The sequence below is a fragment of the Bradyrhizobium sp. ORS 111 genome (genome assembly GCF_045571485.1).
GTDB lineage: Bacteria > Pseudomonadota > Alphaproteobacteria > Rhizobiales > Xanthobacteraceae > Bradyrhizobium.
In genome coordinates, this window is the sequence record NZ_CP120701.1 from 7952227 (window position 1) to 7970712 (window position 18486).

15 protein-coding genes and 2 pseudogenes are annotated in these 18486 nt (G+C 64.1%); 8 read left to right on the top strand and 9 right to left on the bottom strand.

Going from position 1 to position 18486, the window contains the following annotated elements; genetic code table 11:
- The first annotated feature begins 118 nt into the window (after positions 1-118).
- Positions 119-673 carry an ActR/PrrA/RegA family redox response regulator transcription factor gene (locus tag P6U30_RS36705; RefSeq protein WP_407167509.1) on the top strand — a complete coding sequence of 185 codons (555 nt, stop codon included), beginning with the start codon at positions 119-121 and terminating at the stop codon, positions 671-673.
- A 150-nt stretch (positions 674-823) separates the two neighbouring features.
- On the opposite strand, the gene P6U30_RS36710 is transcribed toward P6U30_RS36705, so the two are convergent.
- From P6U30_RS36710 to P6U30_RS36720, 3 genes are all read right to left on the bottom strand, one after another.
- Entirely contained in the window at positions 824-1309 is a 486-nt protein-coding gene (locus P6U30_RS36710; RefSeq protein ID WP_407170635.1) for an MmcB family DNA repair protein, read from the bottom strand.
- 180 nt (positions 1310-1489) lie between these two features.
- A complete protein-coding gene (locus P6U30_RS36715) occupies positions 1490-3094 on the bottom strand; it encodes an alpha-amylase family glycosyl hydrolase (protein WP_407167510.1) in 1605 nt (534 codons plus the stop codon).
- A 98-nt stretch (positions 3095-3192) separates the two neighbouring features.
- On the bottom strand, positions 3193-4005 hold the full coding sequence (locus P6U30_RS36720) for an RMD1 family protein (protein WP_407167511.1): 813 nt from the start codon (positions 4003-4005) through the stop codon (positions 3193-3195).
- A 175-nt stretch (positions 4006-4180) separates the two neighbouring features.
- Here P6U30_RS36720 and P6U30_RS36725 point away from each other — a divergent pair, with 175 nt between their 5' ends.
- The gene (locus P6U30_RS36725) at positions 4181-4849 is read left to right on the top strand and encodes an MBL fold metallo-hydrolase (protein ID WP_407167512.1); all 669 of its coding nucleotides are present in this window, start codon (positions 4181-4183) and stop codon (positions 4847-4849) included.
- Positions 4850-4873: 24 nt separating this feature from the next.
- Here P6U30_RS36725 and P6U30_RS36730 read toward each other — a convergent pair whose 3' ends face one another.
- A complete protein-coding gene (locus P6U30_RS36730) occupies positions 4874-6055 on the bottom strand; it encodes a PHB depolymerase family esterase (protein WP_407167513.1) in 1182 nt (393 codons plus the stop codon).
- A 175-nt stretch (positions 6056-6230) separates the two neighbouring features.
- Positions 6231-7637 (bottom strand): MFS transporter, encoded by a 1407-nt coding sequence (locus tag P6U30_RS36735; RefSeq protein WP_407167514.1) that lies wholly within the window; start codon positions 7635-7637, stop codon positions 6231-6233.
- A gap of 274 nt (positions 7638-7911) precedes the next feature.
- On the opposite strand from P6U30_RS36735, the gene P6U30_RS36740 reads away from it, so the two are divergent.
- The 3 genes and pseudogenes from P6U30_RS36740 to P6U30_RS36750 all read left to right on the top strand — a co-directional run bounded on the left by P6U30_RS36740 (position 7912) and on the right by P6U30_RS36750 (position 10505).
- On the top strand, positions 7912-9153 hold the full coding sequence (locus P6U30_RS36740) for an LLM class flavin-dependent oxidoreductase (RefSeq protein WP_407167515.1): 1242 nt from the start codon (positions 7912-7914) through the stop codon (positions 9151-9153).
- A gap of 252 nt (positions 9154-9405) precedes the next feature.
- Positions 9406-9987, top strand: a pseudogene (locus P6U30_RS36745) (IS4/IS5 family transposase); the annotation flags it as partial.
- A gap of 113 nt (positions 9988-10100) precedes the next feature.
- Positions 10101-10505, top strand: coding sequence for a transposase (locus P6U30_RS36750; RefSeq protein ID WP_407170405.1), 405 nt, complete (start codon positions 10101-10103; stop codon positions 10503-10505).
- A gap of 592 nt (positions 10506-11097) precedes the next feature.
- Here P6U30_RS36750 and P6U30_RS36755 read toward each other — a convergent pair.
- Positions 11098-11502, bottom strand: a complete 405-nt coding sequence (locus P6U30_RS36755; protein WP_407170405.1) for a transposase — start codon at positions 11500-11502, stop codon at positions 11098-11100.
- A gap of 113 nt (positions 11503-11615) precedes the next feature.
- A pseudogene (locus P6U30_RS36760) lies at positions 11616-12194 on the bottom strand (IS4/IS5 family transposase); the annotation flags it as partial.
- Positions 12195-12777: 583 nt separating this feature from the next.
- Between P6U30_RS36760 and P6U30_RS36765 the strand changes: the two are divergent.
- Both P6U30_RS36765 and P6U30_RS36770 read left to right on the top strand, forming a co-directional pair.
- The gene (locus P6U30_RS36765) at positions 12778-13254 is read left to right on the top strand and encodes a hypothetical protein (protein WP_407167516.1); all 477 of its coding nucleotides are present in this window, start codon (positions 12778-12780) and stop codon (positions 13252-13254) included.
- Entirely contained in the window at positions 13199-14590 is a 1392-nt protein-coding gene (locus P6U30_RS36770; RefSeq protein WP_407170636.1) for a cytochrome P450, read from the top strand. The genes P6U30_RS36765 and P6U30_RS36770 overlap by 56 nt, the downstream gene beginning before the upstream one ends.
- A 114-nt stretch (positions 14591-14704) precedes the next feature.
- Here the strand turns inward: P6U30_RS36770 and P6U30_RS36775 are convergent, their stop codons facing one another.
- Entirely contained in the window at positions 14705-16111 is a 1407-nt protein-coding gene (locus tag P6U30_RS36775; protein WP_407167517.1) for an FAD-binding oxidoreductase, read from the bottom strand.
- A 125-nt stretch (positions 16112-16236) separates the two neighbouring features.
- Here P6U30_RS36775 and P6U30_RS36780 point away from each other — a divergent pair, with 125 nt between their 5' ends.
- On the top strand, positions 16237-17145 hold the full coding sequence (locus P6U30_RS36780) for a LysR substrate-binding domain-containing protein (RefSeq protein ID WP_407167518.1): 909 nt from the start codon (positions 16237-16239) through the stop codon (positions 17143-17145).
- A gap of 117 nt (positions 17146-17262) precedes the next feature.
- Here P6U30_RS36780 and P6U30_RS36785 read toward each other — a convergent pair whose 3' ends face one another.
- Positions 17263-18282, bottom strand: coding sequence for an adenylate/guanylate cyclase domain-containing protein (locus P6U30_RS36785; RefSeq protein WP_407167519.1), 1020 nt, complete (start codon positions 18280-18282; stop codon positions 17263-17265).
- Positions 18283-18486: the final 204 nt, after the last annotated feature.

Consider the following 18486-nt stretch of genomic DNA (forward strand, 5'->3'; position numbering starts at 1 on the left):
AACAATTCTCAATCGCACGTCTGGCATTACACATGCAGCGGCCGCGACTTTCGGCTGCCTTGGCAGCGCCGCACTGCGACCCCATATAATGGCGGTCTATCACAGGGAAAAATCGACCGTGAACGCCATCGCTGAACTGAATGAGCACACCGACCGATCGCTCCTCATCGTCGAGGACGACAAGCCGTTCCTGGAGCGCCTGTCGCGCGCCATGGAGACACGCGGCTTCTCGGTGAAGTCATGCGATACCGTGACCGACGGTCTCGCCGAGATCGGCCGCGCTGCGCCCGCTTTCGCAGTCGTCGACCTCAGGCTTGGCGACGGCAACGGCCTCGACGTCGTCTCGGCGTTGAAGCGCAAGCGCCCCGATGCGCGCGCGATCGTGCTCACCGGCTACGGCAACATCGCCACTGCCGTCACCGCGGTGAAGATGGGCGCCGTCGATTATCTGTCGAAGCCGGCCGACGCCGATGACGTCGTCGCCGCGCTACTGGCGAGCGGCACCGAGAAATCCGAGCTGCCGACGAATCCGATGTCGGCCGACCGCGTGCGGTGGGAGCACATCCAGCGCATCTACGAGATGTGCAACCGCAACGTCTCGGAGACCGCGCGCCGGCTCAACATGCACCGTCGCACGCTGCAGCGCATCCTCGCCAAACGCGCGCCGCGATAAGCGTCGATTGCAATTGCTTTGCGATGGCCGGGTTCGCCCGGCCATTTGCTTTTTGTAGCTCGGATGGAGCGAAGCGAAATCCGGGGCAGACCCTTCCGCGAAAGGCTCACCCGGATTGCGCCGCGCTCCATCCGGGCTACGTGACCGTCTTCAAAACTCGCTATGCCCCTGCGGATCGACCAGCCGGTTGATCCGCTGCGCGGCGGCCATGGCAAAGCGCACCGTCATCGCCTTGCGGGTTGGGGCCGGCAACCGATGCTCCGGCGCCTCGCAATGCAAATGCGCGCCATAGGCATCGGCGATGATCAGGCCGGTGTCGGCGGGAAAGATCTCGCACGGCAGATCCTGGGTGAAGGCGAAGAACAGCCGGTCGCAATGCATCCGGTAGTCCTGCCATTTCTGGTCCGCGCGCAAATCCTCCACGGACGACTTGATCTCGACGATCCAGATCTCTCCGCGCTCATTGAGCGCGACCAGGTCAGCGCGGCGGCCGGACGGCAGCGGCAATTCGCTGATGCACGAAAAGCCCAGCGACCTCAGAAGCCTCGCCGTGCCGCGCGCAATCGCAAGCGCCGTCTCCGACTGGCGTCGGTCGGGCGCGGGCACAAGCGCAATCTGGCGGGCGGGCGATTCCATCACGGCAAGATTAGCCGATTCCGTTGCACAGCGGCAGCACTGGATTCGGCTGCGAACTCGCGACGGAACCGCCCTGCCGCTGGTTGGATAGCCAGAATCGACTGTTCAACTCCACTCCGGAAGGCGCCGCCGGCGGCGAGAGAGCCCAAGCTTCATGCTCACGTCGCAAAAGATGTCAGGTCACGCCAGCGGCAGACCGAGGATCACGCCCTCATTGCCACGCAGTTCGAGCTTGCCTTCGATCTTCTCGCCCTGCCTATCCATGAGCGTCGACAGCAATATCTCGTTGCTGAAGCCGATGGCGCTGGAGGTGATCGCTGCGGGCTCCGTGCCAAGATTGAGCGCGATCACCGCCGCACCCTCCGCGCTGCGCCGCCGATAGAGCAAGACGTCGCCGTGCGCCGCCACCGGCTCATAGGTGCCGCGGACGAGTTGCGGCATCCGCTTCCGCAGCGCGATCAGCGCCTTGTAGAGGTTCAATATCGACGTCCCGTCTGCTGCGAGGCTCGCGACGTTGTCGCTGGCGTAATCGCGCGCCAGCGGCAGCCACGGCTTCCCCGTCGAGAACCCGGCGTTGCGCTCGGCGCTCCATTGCATCGGCGTGCGGCAGCCGTCGCGGCCGACACCGATGCCCGGCACGTTCTTCTCAAAGGGATCGCATACCTCGTCCGACGCCAGCGCGAGCTGCCGCATGCCGATCTCGTCGCCGTAATACAGCGTCGGTGTCCCGCGCAGCGTGAGCAACAGCATCGCGGCGACCGGCGCCTGCGCGAGCCCCACCCGGCTCGCTACCCGCGGCCGGTCGTGATTGCCGAGCACCCAGTTCGGCCATGCGCCCGGCGGCAGCGCCTTCTCATAGTCGATGATGATCTTCTCGGCCGAACGCGCGCTCCACATGGTCGACAGCAGCGCGAAATTGAACGGCATCTGTGCGCCGCGCAGATCGTTGCCGTAATAGGCCACGAGCCGGTGCAACGGCAGATAGACCTCGCCGATCAGCACGCGATGGTCGAACTCCTCGGTGACGCGGCGCATCTCGGTGATGACCTCATGCACCTCGGGCTGGTCGGTCGAATATTGCGTGAGCAGTGTTTCGTGCGGCGGCCGGCCCTCGATGTAATGTGGGTTGGGCGGGTTGTCGCGGAATTCGGCGTCCTTGATCAGGTGCCAGATCACATCGACGCGAAAGCCGTCGACGCCCCTGCGCAGCCAGAAGCGCATCACCTCGTAGACCGCCGCCCTCACCTCGGGATTGCGCCAGTTGAGATCGGGCTGCTGGGCAAGGAAGGCGTGATAGTAATACTGCCCCGAGGCCTCGTCATACGCCCAGGCACTGCCGCCGAATTCGGACAGCCAGTTGTTGGGCGGACCACCGTCGGGCGCCGGATCGCGCCAGATGTACCAGTCGCGCTTGGGATTCTCGCGCGAGCTCTTCGCTTCGATGAACCAGGGATGCTGCTCTGAGGTGTGGTTTGGAACGAGATCAAGGATCAGCTTGAGGCCGGCACCATGCGCGGCCGCGACCAGCTCGTCGAAATCCTCCATCGTTCCGAACAGCGGATCGATGCCGGTATAGTCGGAAATGTCGTAGCCGAAATCGACCATCGGCGACGGAAAGATCGGCGACAGCCAGATCGCATCGACGCCGAGCTCCCTCAGATAAGGCAGCCGGTCGATGATCCCCCTGATGTCTCCGATGCCGTCGCCGTCAGTATCCTGAAACGAGCGCGGATAGATCTGATAGAAGACTCCATGTCGCCACCAATCCGTGTCGCGCTGTTCCATCCCGCATCCCCATCTCACCGCCCGGCCCCGGCGAGGCAACGCCCGTTGCCGCCACCAGCTTCACGAATGGCGCACAATTCGGGACGGAAAGATGACGCTCAGTGCCGGCCCATCGCAATCTGGTAGATGGAGATCAGGACCTCGAACAGGATCAGGAGGATGATGATCAGCTCCAGCCGCAGCGAGCGGCTGGTGTCAATGATATCGGTCAGCACTTGCGCGCTCTCGGCGATAACGGCGAGCTTGCGGTTCAGCGCTTCCGCACGCTCCTTCAACTCGTATTCATCCTCAAGCCGGGAATAGAGTCGCTCGAGCTGCGGCTTGTCCCAGAGAATGTCAGGCTTTTCCGCGATCTCGACCGGGCCGGCCACGCGGTGGCGCAGCGACAGCGCATTGCCGATGTGCTTGAGGATCGCGATGCGACCGCCATTAACCTGCCCGCTCTTGGCGAGCTCGCGTGCGAACGGCTCGGTTGAATCGAACACTGCCGCAACCTCGCGTTCGTGCCGTGCCAGCACCACGCTCTTGGCCAAAGCCTCGCCGACCAGGATCAGGCGCTCCGGCGACAGGCTTTGCAGATAGATCGGACCGCCCGGCGGAATCTGATCCTCCTTCTCGGCCGCGACCTCCATGATCGCGATCTCCTCCTCGCGTCGGGTGAACGGGCCGGTCATGCGGGACTGCAGGCTGCGGAGGAATTCATCCTCCTCCAGCGCATTGAGACCGATCAGAACGACGACGCCGTAGCGAAACAGAATGGCGACGCCGTTGTCATTGACGCGAAACGCCAGCGGTGTCGTGGCCAGCACATCGCCGCGCTCGAGCCCGGACGTATTGATGCGGTCTGCGACGGAGAATGCGCGGGCAGTGGTCCGGGGTCCGCCGAGCGGTGGTTTGGGGGCCTGGGTCATGGAGTTCCGGACTGCGAGGGCCTAGATCAAGATTGCGAGCAACGGCATAGCGGGCTGCTCACGAATTCGTTCCGTCGAGTGCGACCTTATCACGGTCTATATTGGGATCACACGCCGGGCCGGCGACAGTTCCCGTCCGTGTTGACGGCTGTTGCTAGAAGCCTATGGTGACCTCATGGATGACAAAACCGAAACCAAACCGAAGGCCGGCGCGATCATCGTGCCGGTGACGCCGTTCGAGCAGAACTGCACCATCATCTGGCACGAGCCGAGCAAGAAGGCCGTGGTGATCGACCCCGGCGGGGAGGTGCCGAAGATCCAGGCCGCGATCGCGCAGACCGGCGTGACGGTCGAGAAGATCTGGCTGACGCACGGCCATATCGACCATGTCGGTGGCGCGGCGGAGCTGCGCGACGCACTGCAGGTCAAGATCGAGGGACCGCATATCGCCGACAAACACCTGCTCGACAATGTCGTCTCGAGCGGCGCGCGCTTCGGCATGACCGGCGTACGCAATTTCGGTCCGGACCGCTGGCTCGACGAGGGCGACCAGGTCTCGATCGGCGATCTCACTTTCGACATCCTGCACTGCCCCGGCCATTCGCCGGGCAGCGTGGTGTTCTTCAACAAGGAGCTGCGCTTCGCCCATGTCGGCGACGTCCTGTTCGCGGGCTCGGTCGGGCGCACCGATCTGCCCGGCGGCAGTCATCCGACGCTGATCCAGTCGATCAAGCAGAAGCTGCTGCCGCTCGGCGACGATGTCGGGTTCATCTGCGGCCACGGCGCGGGCTCGAGCATCGGCCAGGAACGCATGACGAACCCGTTTCTGACCGGCGAATTGTAAGTAGCGCAGCGTCAATCTCGCCTGCTACTTCATCAACCCCGCAGCGGTCAGCGCCCGCGCGATGACGCGGCCGACATTGACGCCGTTGCTCCGGGCCTTGCGCGGCCGGGCGCTGCGGCGGCCGGACGCCGCTGCCGTGGCGGGCTCCGGCGCCGTCACCGGAAGCGTCATCGAGATCGTATCGGCGCGCTCGCGCGGCACGCCCGTCGGCGCCACATGCGGCTGACGCGCCTGATCGGTCAGGCCGAAGAATTCGGCGATGCGATACGACGACGAGATTCCGGCCTCGATCAGGAACGCGCCCTCGACGCCATAGCGCTCGTCATTATCGGCAAGGCCGAGCGGCGTGCCATGCGCCATGTCGGTGATGGTGTAGGACTCGACCAGCGTCTCGCCGTCGGCATTCCACCAGACCTCGCGCGGGTGGCCGTCGACATCTGACCTCGACATCGCGGCAAGCGGCAGGCCGTGGACGTCGAGCCATTGCCGCACAGTCGCATCGGCGTTGCCCGGGTGCACGGTGCGATCGGCGCTGCCGTGCCACACCGAGATCTTCGGCCACGCACCCTGGTGCTGCGAGGCATTGCGGACGAGCTCGCCGAGTTCTGGCGCGGGCAGCGCACTCGCATGCATCATCGCATGCAGCGCCTCGCGCAGATTGGTGGCGACGCCGAACGGCAGGCCGGCGATGATCGCACCTCCCGCGAACACGTCGGGATAGGTCGCAAGCATGGCGGAGGCCATCGCGCCGCCGGCGGACAATCCCGTCACATAGATGCGCCGCGGATCGACCTGATGAGCATTGACCATATGCGTGATCATCTGCCTGATCGAGCAGGCTTCGCCCTGGCCGCGCGCGATGTCTTCCGGATTGAACCAGTTGAAACAGGTATTGGCGTTGTTGATCGCCTGCTGCTCCGGCATCAGCAGCGTGAAGCCATAATGGCTGGCGAGTGTCGACCAGCCGGTGCCGAGATCGTAGGACGCAGCCGTCTGGCCGCAGCCATGCAGCACGACGACGAGCGCGGGCGACCGCGCAAGCTGCGCGGGCACGAACGAGAACATCTTCAGTGCGCCGGGATTGGCGCCGAATTCGGTCGTCTCGACGAGCGGCGTCGGCACGGCGGGCGCGAGCGCACCCAACCCGTTGAACGCGTTCATCTTGGGCAGATGACGCAGAAATTCGACGTTGTTGACCAGTGACAACAGCAACTCCTGAGGTGATTCTTGTTCTGGTGTTACCAAACCAGATAGTTGCTGCACTGCAAACTGAAAAGACCGTGTGCTGTCAGTCCCTCCAAAACGTGAGATTCGGCGTTAATGCGTGATCATCTTGTTATTTGAGCATGATGTTTCGGAAAACGGCTTTCATCTTTTCGGATCATGCGCTGGCGCGACGCATCCATGACAGAAATGCGGCTGAAATCGCGACCGACAGCACAAACAATGCGCATGCCGCAAACAGCGCCACGCGCGCCGACATCGCAGCCTCGACGGCGAAGAATACCACGCCGATCGCGGCGACGCCCGCCGCGTTGCCGATTTGCGTCGTCGTTCCATACATGCCCGAGCCTGCGCCGGCGCTCGCGGGCGGCACGGTCGAGAGCACCGCGCTCGACAACGGCGCCATCACCAGTCCCTGGCCGTAGCCGACGATCATCAGCACCAGCGCAAGCAGCAACGTCGTTGGCTCCGCGGTCATCTCGACGGTGACAACCAGCGCGGCGAGGCCGATGATCTGCAAGACGCAGCCTTCGATCAGCACCAGCGTGCCGCGATGCCGGGCGCGCACGCCGCTGTGACGCGAGGCGACCACGAAGGTCAGCGCCAGCGGCACGAACACCAGCCCCGCCTGCAGCGGCGGAATCTGCAAGGCCTTCTGCATGAAGATGGTCATGATGAGGTAGAAGGACAGGTTGGCGAAAAAGAAGAAGAACACCGCAACCAATCCGCGCATGAAGGCGATGTCCGACAGCAGCGCCAGATCGATCAACGGCATGCCGCCGCGGCGCGCCACGGCGCGCTCCAGCCGCACGAAGCCGGCGATAATCGCAACGCCAGCCGCCATCACCAGCCATACCTCGCCCGACCAGTTGAGGTCATGACCGAACAGCAACGGGCCGATCAGGCACAACAGGCCCGCGAACAGCACGAGCGCGCCTGCGATGTCGAGCCGCGTGCCGGCGCGGCGCGGAACGGTCGGCATGATCTTCAGTGCCGCCGCGATGATGATGACGCCGCAGGGCACGTTGACGAAGAACACCGCGCGCCAGCCGAGCCCGGCGAGATCGAGCGTCACCAGCACGCCGCCGAGCATGAAGCCCGCGGCGCCCGCGAGCCCGAGCACAATGCCGTAGATGCCGAAGGCGCGTGCGCGGGCGGCATCCGAGAACAAGAGATGCAGGGTCGCCAGCACCTGCGGCACCATCAGCGCCGCGGTGGTGCCCTGCGCCAGCCGCGCCACAATCAGCTCCGGACCGGATTGCGAGAGGCCGCACCACAGCGACGTCGCCGAGAAGCCAGCCACCCCGGCGATGAACACGTTCCTGGTGCCGTGGATGTCGCCGAGCCGGCCGCCGGTAACCACCAGCGTCGCATAGGCAATCAGGTAGATCGCGATCACGGCCTCGATTTGCGCCGGCGTCGCCCGCAGCTCCGCGGCGATCGTCGGGATCGCCACGTTGACGATGAACGCATCAACGCCAAACATGAACTGCGCGGCGACGACGATCGCAAGCACCCACCAGCGGCGAGACGTGTCCGCTCGCGCCGAAACGATCTGATGCATGTGCTGTGGTCCTGCCCGAAACAACCCGACGGCCCACATCAGCAGATTCCGGTCATCCGTTCGATTACCTCCAAGGTAAGCAGCGGATCACGGGCGCTCGATCCCGGGGCCCAACTTGCGTTGATGCGCTGGGAAACATTCCGGACGGCGGCAAGTGCCGCCGATTTGCGCAACAACCATGCGGGCGCCGCAGCCTCCGAGCATTGCCATGCCCCGGCCCACCCCGTAGGTTGATCGAAAGCCCCGATAACAAATAAGCCGGAGAGAACGACCTATGGCGCGCCTCAAGTTCGGAGCCTTCCTCGCCCCGCATCACCCGATCGGCGAGCATCCGATGCTGCAATTCCGCCGCGACCTGGATTTCGTCGAGCAGCTCGACGATCTTGGCTACGACGAATTCTGGTGCGGCGAGCACCATTCTTCGGGCTGGGAAATGATCGCGTCGCCGGAGATGTTCCTCGCTGCGGCCGGCGAGCGCACCAAGCGCATCAAGCTCGGCACCGGCGTGATCTCACTGCCCTATCACCATCCGTTCAACGTTGCGCAGCGCATGGTGCAACTTGATCACATGACCGGCGGGCGGGCTATCTTCGGCTCCGGCCCCGGCGCGTTGGCCTCCGACGCCCACACGCTCGGCATCGACCCGATGACCCAGCGTGACCGCCAGGACGAGGCGATCGCGGTGATCCGCCGCCTGTTCAACGGCGAGCGCGTCACGGTCAAGACCGACTGGTTCGAGATGCACGATGCCGCGCTGCAGATCCTGCCGCTGCAGGAGGACATGCCGTTCGTGGTGGCCTCGCAGATCTCGCCGTCGGGCATGACGCTTGCCGGCAAGTACGGCATCGGCATCATCTCGCTCGGCTCGATGTCGACGCAGGGTCTGATGGCGCTGCCGCAGCAGTGGCAATTCGCCGAGGATGCCGCCAAGAAGGCCGGCACCACCGTGAGCCGTTCCAACTGGCGCGTGTTGCTGTCGTGGCACATCGCCGAGACCCGCGAGCAGGCGCGGCGCGAGGCCGGCGCCGGCCTGATGCGCTGGCACAACGAATACAATGTCGGCACCTTGATGCGGCCGGGCTTGACCGCGTTCTCCTCTCCGGACGAAGCCGTCGACAAGACAGCCTTTGTCGACGGCGCGGCCTCCACCATCGGCACGCCGGATGATCTCATCAAGATGATCAAGAATCTCGTGAACGTGTCGGGCGGCGTCGGCGCGATCATCGGCTTCGCGCACGACTGGGCCAATCCGGAGAACACCCGCCGGAGCTGGGACCTGGTCGCGCGCTACGTGATCCCGGAGATCAACGGCTATATCGACGGCCTGCGCAAGTCGCGCCAGTTCGTGATCGACAACCGCGCGGTGTTCGAACGCGCCGGTCAGGCGGTGATGGCCAAGATCATGGAGAACGACAAGGCCGCCGCGGCCCTTCAACAAACCGGCCCCGGCCGCGTCGCCATTCCCGCTGTCAATGCGCCCGATCTCCAGAAGGCGGCCGCCAAGCAGAAGGCATGAGGCCGAGCGTTCTTTTGACGCAGACGCGTTGGACGGCGTCCACTGCTGTTCTTCCGACGCAAGCAGGGAGTCGCAGTTGCCATCGTCGTCCCGGCGCAGGCCGGGACCCATAACCACTGCATTTGCTGGTGAACGGGATCGTGGCCCCAGCGTCCCGCAATGATGAGCCGTTGGGGTAATGGGTCCCGGCCTTCGCCCATGGGCGCTAAAATAGGATTTGCGGGTTGGGTTTGCTTGTGATTCCAAGATGGGATGAGACACGAATCGCTTGTGAACGAAGACTGGGCGCGTGTTGTTGCGCGGCTTGGCGGAGCCGATGCTCTGGAGGTCAGCGCCCGCGAGACGAAGGCGTTTGTCCGGCCGCGAGAGATTAGCAATGCAGTCGATTTGCTGCGTCTGATCCTTGCGTACTGTCTCGGCGAGAGGGGTCTGCGGTTGACAACGGCCTGGGCAACCTCGGTGGGCCTTGTCGATATCTCCAACGTGGCTCTGTTGTATCGCTTGCGTCAATGCGGGGATTGGCTGGCGCGCCTGGTAGGCCAAGCGCTTGTGAGCGGCGCACCGAAGGCGAGCCGCGGTCGCCTGATCCGCATTGTTGACGCCACGACGGTCCCCAAGGCTGGGACGAGCGGCAGGAACAAGAACGCGGTGTGGCGCGTCCACAGTGCGTTCGATCTTCCGCGGGAGCGTTTTGGTCACTTCGAATTGACTGATGAGCGCGGGGGCGAGACGCTGGATCGGATACCGGCGGTTGCCGGCGAAATCCGTCTTGCCGATCGCGCCTATCTGCAGCCCGAGCGGATGGCACGTCTGCGCGATGCCGGTGCGGACTTCGTGATCCGGTCCGGCTGGAAGAGCGCGCGTTGGCTTGATGCCGAAGGTGGTCTGGTTGATCTCACGGCCGAACTGCGCAAAGCCACGGCAGGCGGCATGATCGATCGGCCGATCTGGATAAAACGCAAGTCTGGCGCGCCGCTCGCCGTGCGTCTGGTTGCGATCAGGAAGCCGGCGCAAGCTGCCGCGGCTGCGCGACGCAAGGCACGCCGGACCGCACAAAGGGAGGCCATCAGCTCTCCAGCCAAACACTGGACGCCGCAGATTGGGTGATCCTGGTGACCTCACTCAAACCAAAGGACTTCACGACGGCCGACATTCTCGCCCTCTATCGGCTGCGATGGCGCATCGAGCTCGGCTTCAAGCGGCTGAAAAGCTTGATTGGCCTGAAGGGGCCGCCCGGAACTGACGAGCGATCCGCCAGACCCCATATCCTTGCCCATCTGCTGATCATTCTTCTGCTCGAGCCGCTCGTCGACGAACTCGAGGACTCTCCCCGCTTGGCCGACGCCGCCTGACCCGCCCAGGGGCGTGGCGACTCCTGCACCAGCTCGTCGCTTCGCTCCGGCAAGCCATCATTCCCCAGCCCGCAATCGCTTGCCTCCGCAGACTCCGCTCCACGCTCCGACGGCACCTCCGCGAGCCGCCCAGACACAAGCGTCGCTATCAAGCAATCCAACTACCTTAGCGCCTATGGGCCTTCGCCGGGACGACGGTGGGGGACATATCTTGCCCGATGTCTCACCCCGTCATTGCGAGGAGCGATATCGACGAGTCCCTGCGCCCGCAGCAGCCCGGAGCCGCGTCCCCACATTCGCTGTCGTCCCGGCGAAAGCCGGGACCCATAACCACCGCGTTTGGTGGTGAACGCGATATTGGCCCCAGCGTCGCGCAACGATGAGCCGTTGGTGTAATGGGTCCCGGCCTGCGCCCATAGGCGCTAAGGTAGTTGGATTGCTTGATAGCGACGCTTGTGTCTGGGCGGCTCGCGGAGGTGCCGTCGGAGCGTGGAGCGGAGTCTGCGGAGGCAAGCGATTGCGGGCTGGGGAATGATGGCTTGCCGGAGCGAAGCGACGAGCTGGTGCAGGAGTCGCCACGCCCCTGGGCGGGTCAGGCGGCGTCGGCCAAGCGGGGAGAGTCCTCGAGTTCGTCGACGAGCGGCTCGAGCAGAAGAATGATCAGCAGATGGGCAAGGATATGGGGTCTGGCGGATCGCTCGTCAGTTCCGGGCGGCCCCTTCAGGCCAATCAAGCTTTTCAGCCGCTTGAAGCCGAGCTCGATGCGCCATCGCAGCCGATAGAGGGCGAGAATGTCGGCCGTCGTGAAGTCCTTTGGTTTGAGTGAGGTCACCAGGATCACCCAATCTGCGGCGTCCAGTGTTTGGCTGGAGAGCTGATGGCCTCCCTTTGTGCGGTCCGGCGTGCCTTGCGTCGCGCAGCCGCGGCAGCTTGCGCCGGCTTCCTGATCGCAACCAGACGCACGGCGAGCGGCGCGCCAGACTTGCGTTTTATCCAGATCGGCCGATCGATCATGCCGCCTGCCGTGGCTTTGCGCAGTTCGGCCGTGAGATCAACCAGACCACCTTCGGCATCAAGCCAACGCGCGCTCTTCCAGCCGGACCGGATCACGAAGTCCGCACCGGCATCGCGCAGACGTGCCATCCGCTCGGGCTGCAGATAGGCGCGATCGGCAAGACGGATTTCGCCGGCAACCGCCGGTATCCGATCCAGCGTCTCGCCCCCGCGCTCATCAGTCAATTCGAAGTGACCAAAACGCTCCCGCGGAAGATCGAACGCACTGTGGACGCGCCACACCGCGTTCTTGTTCCTGCCGCTCGTCCCAGCCTTGGGGACCGTCGTGGCGTCAACAATGCGGATCAGGCGACCGCGGCTCGCCTTCGGTGCGCCGCTCACAAGCGCTTGGCCTACCAGGCGCGCCAGCCAATCCCCGCATTGACGCAAGCGATACAACAGAGCCACGTTGGAGATATCGACAAGGCCCACCGAGGTTGCCCAGGCCGTTGTCAACCGCAGACCCCTCTCGCCGAGACAGTACGCAAGGATCAGACGCAAATCGACTGCATTGCTAATCTCTCGCGGCCGGACAAACGCCTTCGTCTCGCGGGCGCTGACCTCCAGAGCATCGGCTCCGCCAAGCCGCGCAACAACACGCGCCCAGTCTTCGTTCACAAGCGATTCGTGTCTCATCCCATCTTGGAATCACAAGCAAACCCAACCCGCAAATCCTATTTTAGCGCCCATGGGCCTGCGCCGGGACGACGGTGGGGGACATATCTTGCCCAATGTCTCACCCCGTCATTGCGAGGAGCGATATCGACGAGTCCCTGCGCCCGCAGGAGCCCGGAGCCGCGTCCCCACATTCGCTGTCGTCCCGGCGAAAGCCGGGACCCATAACCACCGCGTTTGGTGGTGAACGCGATATAGGCCGCGTCGCGCAACGATGTGCCGTTGGGGTAATGGGTCCCGGCTTTCGCCGGGACGACGGTGGGGATAGTTCTTGCCCGATGTCTCAACGCCGTCATTGCGAGGACCAACGGGTCGCGCGAACGCCCCGCCCGATGACAGGCTCCGCGATGCACCCCATCTCTCCGCCGTCGTCCCCCGCGCATGCGGGAGATCCAGTACGCTGCGGCCTCTCGGATCAATCACGGCTGCCTCTGGCATACTGGATCGCCCGCCTTCGCGGGTGTGGCTTTGCGTTCTCGCGACATCATTTGTCCGAGATTTGTATTTCGTTTCGCCCTCACTTGAAGGGCGCAGGGAAAGCCGGGTGTCGATCGCACCCATGGATCCGGTGCCGTGGAAAAAGCGCCGGGGTAGGACCACAGGTGAGACCGAAGAACACTCCGGCTTTCCCTGCGCGATGGGCTACGGCTTATGCGTGCTCGCCCCGGCGAGACTGGACTTTGTTGTCACCGTCCGCCTCATGCGCGCACTGGTCAGTTGCACAATCGCCGGTGTGATCACAAATCCGCAGGAACACGGTCAACGTCGTTGTTTTCTTCCCGCGCAGGCATGGTTTCGGATAGATTGGCATGGCTTGCACGACCTGCCGGACGGAGCGGACGTGAGTGCGGCAAAGGGTTTGTTTGCGGACCAGACCTCGTTCTCCAGCGTGTTGATTTCGGGCGACCGGCCTCCATCTTGTCCGATCGTCTCCGGGCAATGGTATCCCAATTGGAGCAATGGCCCTGTCGATGCAGAATGTGGCACCCACCCCCTACACGGTCACGCCGCCGAAACGTAACGCGCTGAAGCACATTCCGGGCGACGAGGGCTGGCCGATCATCGGCAAGACGCTACAGGTGCTGGCCGATCCCAAGGGACATATCGAGCAGAACGCCGCGAAATACGGTCTGTGCTACCGCAGCCACATGTTCGGCGAGACCAGCATCGTGCTGCTCGGTCCCGAAGCCAATGAGCTCGTGATGTTCGACCAGGCCAAACAGTTCTCCTCCGAGCATGGCTGGGACAACATCCTCGGCCGGCTGTTTCCGCGCGGGCTGATGTTGCGCGACTTCGAGGAGCACCGCCTGCACCGCCGCGCGCTGTCGGTCGCCTTCAAGAGCGAGCCGATGAAGTCTTATTTCACCGAGCTCGATCGCGGCATCGCCGCGCGGATCGCGCAATGGAAGGCCAGGCAGGGGGAGATGCTGATCTATCCGGCGATGAAGCAACTGACGCTTGACCTCGCCGCGACTTCGTTCCTCGGCGCCGACATCGGGCCCGAGGTCGACGAGGTCAACCGCGCCTTCGTCGACATGGTGGCCGCGGCCGTGGCACCGATCCGCCGGCCATGGCCAGGCACGCAGATGGCGCGCGGCGTCAGGGGCCGCAAGCGCATCGTCGCCTATTTCGCCGAGCAGATCCCGATCCGGCGCGCCCGTGGCGGCGGCAACGACCTGTTCTCGCAACTGTGCCAACTGAAGCATGACGACGGCGCGCTGCTCTCCGAGCAGGACATCATCGATCACATGAGCTTCCTGATGATGGCGGCGCACGACACGCTGACCTCATCGCTGACCTCTTTCGTCGGCGAGCTCGCCGCCCATCCGGAATGGCAGCAGAAGCTGCGCGACGAGGTCGAAGCACTCGGCATTGCGGCGGACGAGCCGACCAGCCTGGACCATCTCAATGCGATGCCGCTGTCGGAGATGGCATTCAAGGAGGCGCTGCGGCTAAAGCCGCCGGTGCCGTCGATGCCGCGGCGCGCGGTGCGCGACTTCTCCTTCAGGGGATACGCGATCCCCGCCGGCACTGCGGTCGGCGTCAATCCGCTGTTCACGCACCACATGAAGGACATCTGGCCGGAGCCTGACCGCTTCGATCCGCTGCGTTTCACCGAGGACGCACAGCGCGGCCGTCACCGCTTCGCCTGGGTGCCGTTCGGCGGCGGCGCGCATATGTGCCTCGGCCTGCACTTCGCCAACATGCAGGCGAAGTGCTTCGCCCGGCACTTCGTGCAGAATCTCGATGTGTCGCTGCCGGCCGGCTACAAGGCCGAATGGCAGATGTGGCCGATTCCCAAACCGCGCGACGGGCTGCGGGTGGTGATCAAGCCGGTCCGGGGCAAGCCCTCATAAGCGTCGACGACTGACGACAAGGCGCCAGTCGCCTGGCTCGGCTGCCATCGACAGCGTTTGACTTCCGGCGAACCTGAAAATACGAGCTCGCGCGCCCGGTTTGACGTGCCATGATCAATCGGCACGTCCGCGCGTCGCTTCTGCCGTCGGCGTGATGTTCTGGTTCGACCGGAAGAAATTGGTCGGATCATATTTGGTCTTGAGCGCAACCAGTCGCGCAAAATTCTCGCCGTAGGCCGCTTCAATGCGCTCCGTTCCTTCTTCGCCGAGATTGTTGGCATAGACGCCACCGGTCGAGAAAGGTCGCATGGCCTCCCACAGTTCGCGCGCCCAGCGGATCCGCGCCGCATCCTCTGCCGGATCGTCCCAGATCGAAACGGGAAAGCAATCGTAGAGCGCGTCACGGTTGGCATAGGGCGTGGCGCTGACCGGTATCCGCGCGATCGCGCCGCCGACATGCTGCAACACAAGCAGCGATTCCGCGGCGGCAGTCGCATATGACGCCAGGAGCGTATCGATCGCCGCGTCAGACAGTTCGCGCAGGAACTGCGCCTTCCAGTAGTAACGACGGCCGCGCGGAAACAGAGGATCTCCGGCGGCCTGGATTTCCACATAGGAACGCGGTGCAATCTGATCCTGAATGGGTGCCCCGTATGCGCGCAGCGGCTTGACGATCCGCTCGCCTTCATCGATCGGACCGACATAGCAGGCCGAAATACTCAACGCCCGCTCGCCCGATGGCATGGTCACCAGCGCCGCATCCAGGCTCAGCTCGTCCGGAGCGGCCTTCGCAAACGCATGATAGAAACGCATCGCGTCGCGTGCGCGATCGTAGGGATGCAAGACCGAGCCGGCCAACAAGATCGGACCGACCGGAAACAACCGGTATTCAAAATTCGTGACAATGCCGAAATTGCCGCCGCCTCCGCGGATGGCCCAGAACAAGTCCGGATGTTCGGCAGCGCTTGCCCGCAGCAATCGACTGTCCGCCGTCACGATCTCGGCTGAAAGGAGATTGTCGCAGGAGAGACCATGCTTGCGGCCGAGCTTGCCGAAGCCGCCGCCCAGCGTCAGTCCGGCGATCCCGGTGTCGGCGTTGACGCCCATCGTGGTCGCAAGACCGTGCGCCTGCGTTGCCGCATCGAACTCGCCGAGATTGAGACCCGCCTGCGCTCGCGCCGTCCGCCTCACTGGATCGACCTCGATCTGCTTCATGTGCGAGAGATCGATGACGAGCCCGCCGTCGCACACCGAGGCGCCGCCGATGTTGTGGCCGCCAGCGCGCACGGCGACCAGCAGGGATTGCGACCGCGCGAAATTGACGGCCGCAATGACGTCGTCGGAGCCGGCGCAATAGACAACCGCGGCCGGGTGCCGATCGATCATGCCATTCCAGACTTTTCGGGCCTGATCGTAGGCCACATCACCCGGGACAACGACGTCGCCGCGAACCGACCGTCTCAGGATGGCGGCGTCCGCCGCTTGACCGTTACGTCTTTCGTCAAGGCTGGTTGCGTCCATGGCGGGCCTCCCGATCCGCCGCTGCGATGCGGCGTTGACGGCCGCAAGCGTCGCATAGCGCTTAATCCGCGGCAAAATCGAATTTCTTGGTCGCCACATGAGCTGAATTCACCTACGCTTGAGCAATGCGAAAGCTTCCGCCCCTGGGTTCCCTGCGCGCCTTCGAGGCTGCCGCAAGGCATATGAGCTTCCGCGAGGCGGCCAATGAACTCGGGGTGACGCCGACCGCAATCAGCCACCAGATCCGGATCCTCGAGGACATTTGCGGCCAGCCGCTGTTTCGTCGTCGCCCGCGTCCCCTCGAACTGACAAGTGCCGGCGAGCGACTGTTTCCGGTGATCAGGAGCGGCTTCGATACATTCGCCAGCGCGATCGCCTCTGCGTCCCCGCGCGTCAGTCACGGGCGATTGCGGGTGACGAGTCCAAATGCCTTTGCCAGCCGTTGGCTGGTGCCACGGTTGCCAAAGTGGCGCGAGGCCTATCCAAAGATTCCGTTGGAGATCATCGGGACCGACGCGGTGCTCGATCTGCGCACTGGAGAAGCCGATATCGCAATTCGCTACGCGCGGCACATGCCGCTTGATCTCAGCGGCACGGAGATCTTTCGCGACACGTTTTTTCCAGTGTGCAGCCCCGAATTGTTGGCGAGGGGAGGACGACGGATCGAACGCGCCGCCGATCTCCTGCACTACCCGTTGATCCACTTCGACTGGATGAACCGCGACCGCGACGCGCCGACGTGGTCCCGCTGGCTCGCGACCGCGCGATCAATTGATCCTGCCATTCCGGAGACCAACAAGGCGTGGCACTTGAGTTTCAGGGAAGAACTGCACGCAATCGATGCCGTGGCTGCGGGTGAAGGAATCGCGATCTTCAGCGACGTTGTCGTTGGACGCGAGCTCAGAAGCGGAACGTTCGTCAAGGCTCACGATCTGTCGCTGCCGGGCTACGGCTACTACGCCGTTCACGTCGCCCATCATCCCGAGCAGCCTAGCATCGAAGCGTTCTCGACCTGGCTGCGGTTTGTCACATGATGCGCCGGGCTTGCGGCCCTGCCGTCGTTTTCGCGCGTCTGAACGTGGCGATTTGCGAGCGCTGGCGTACACCGCAACAAGACAGTACCGCCGCTCCGCTTGCGGAGAGATCAAGGGCTAAACCGTCGCTCCAATCCCGACCACCTCGATCCCGTCCATCCGGCCGCGGATCGGCAGCGTGCCGAGGTCATGCAACGGAACCGGCAGCGGCCCGGCAAAGCGCGCCATCGCTGCCCGCGAGGCGAGGAAGCCGCCATCGACCTTGCGGCTCAGCTCTTCCAGCCGCGCCGCGATGTTCATGACATCGCCGTTGAACACGATCGCCGGCTTGACGTCGCCGATCTCGCCGACGATCACCGGTCCGAAATGCAGGCTGCCGCGGATTTGTGGCGCCGCGCCGAATTCACGCTCGAACTGTGACGCTGCGTTTTGCAGCGTGTCGCGCATCGCGACAAAGCACCGCAGCGGCCGGCAATCGACCGACCCGAGATCTTCCGGCCAGGTCACGATCACCTCATCGCCGATATAGTTCAGAACCTCGCCGCGATAGTCCACGACCGAGTCCGTGAGCAGGCGGAAGGTGCGATCGAGAAAGCGGTGAATGCCGATGCCGCCGAGCCGTTCGGCAAGCCCCGTCGATCCCGCGATGTCGACGAACAGCACAAAGCGGTTCTCCTCGACCGGCGAATGATAGCGCCCGGTGACGAAATTCATGAAGACGCGCGGACCGATCAGATTGGCGATGCTGAAGCCGAGATTCAGCAGCACTGATATCGCTGCGGAGTAGACGATGCTGAGGCCGAAATCCCTGATGGACGATTGCAGGCGCAAGCCTGCCGCGCGCTCGCCGACCTGCAGCAACTGGATGGCGATGATGATGACGGCGTAGATCGTGCTGCGCACGGCAAGCAGACGAATGAATGACAGGCGGTTGAGCCGCTCCGCCAACGGCCCCTGAAGAATGAAGAGCTCGATTCCGCCGATCACCACGCACGTCACGAGCGCATAGGCGAAACCCGCGATCATCTGCGCCGCCTCATGGCGACCTTGGCCGAGGTTGACCACGACGCTCATCAGACAGCCGGCCACGATGATCGAGGCAAGATAACGCAGCCTTCGCTCGAGCCTGGCATTCATACTGGTCTGCCTCGGCGACGACGATTATCTCTCACCCAGATCGGACGCCTTGCGCGGAATGGCGGAACCCGCCCGCCGCCGGGTCCGCTGCGCCGCCTTGTCGACCTCGCGGGTCACCGCGACCTCGCTGTCCCGCCGTCTCATGCCAAGCCCCATCCATCCCCAATTGATACCACCGATTTTCGCCGCGCGACCGGGACGACG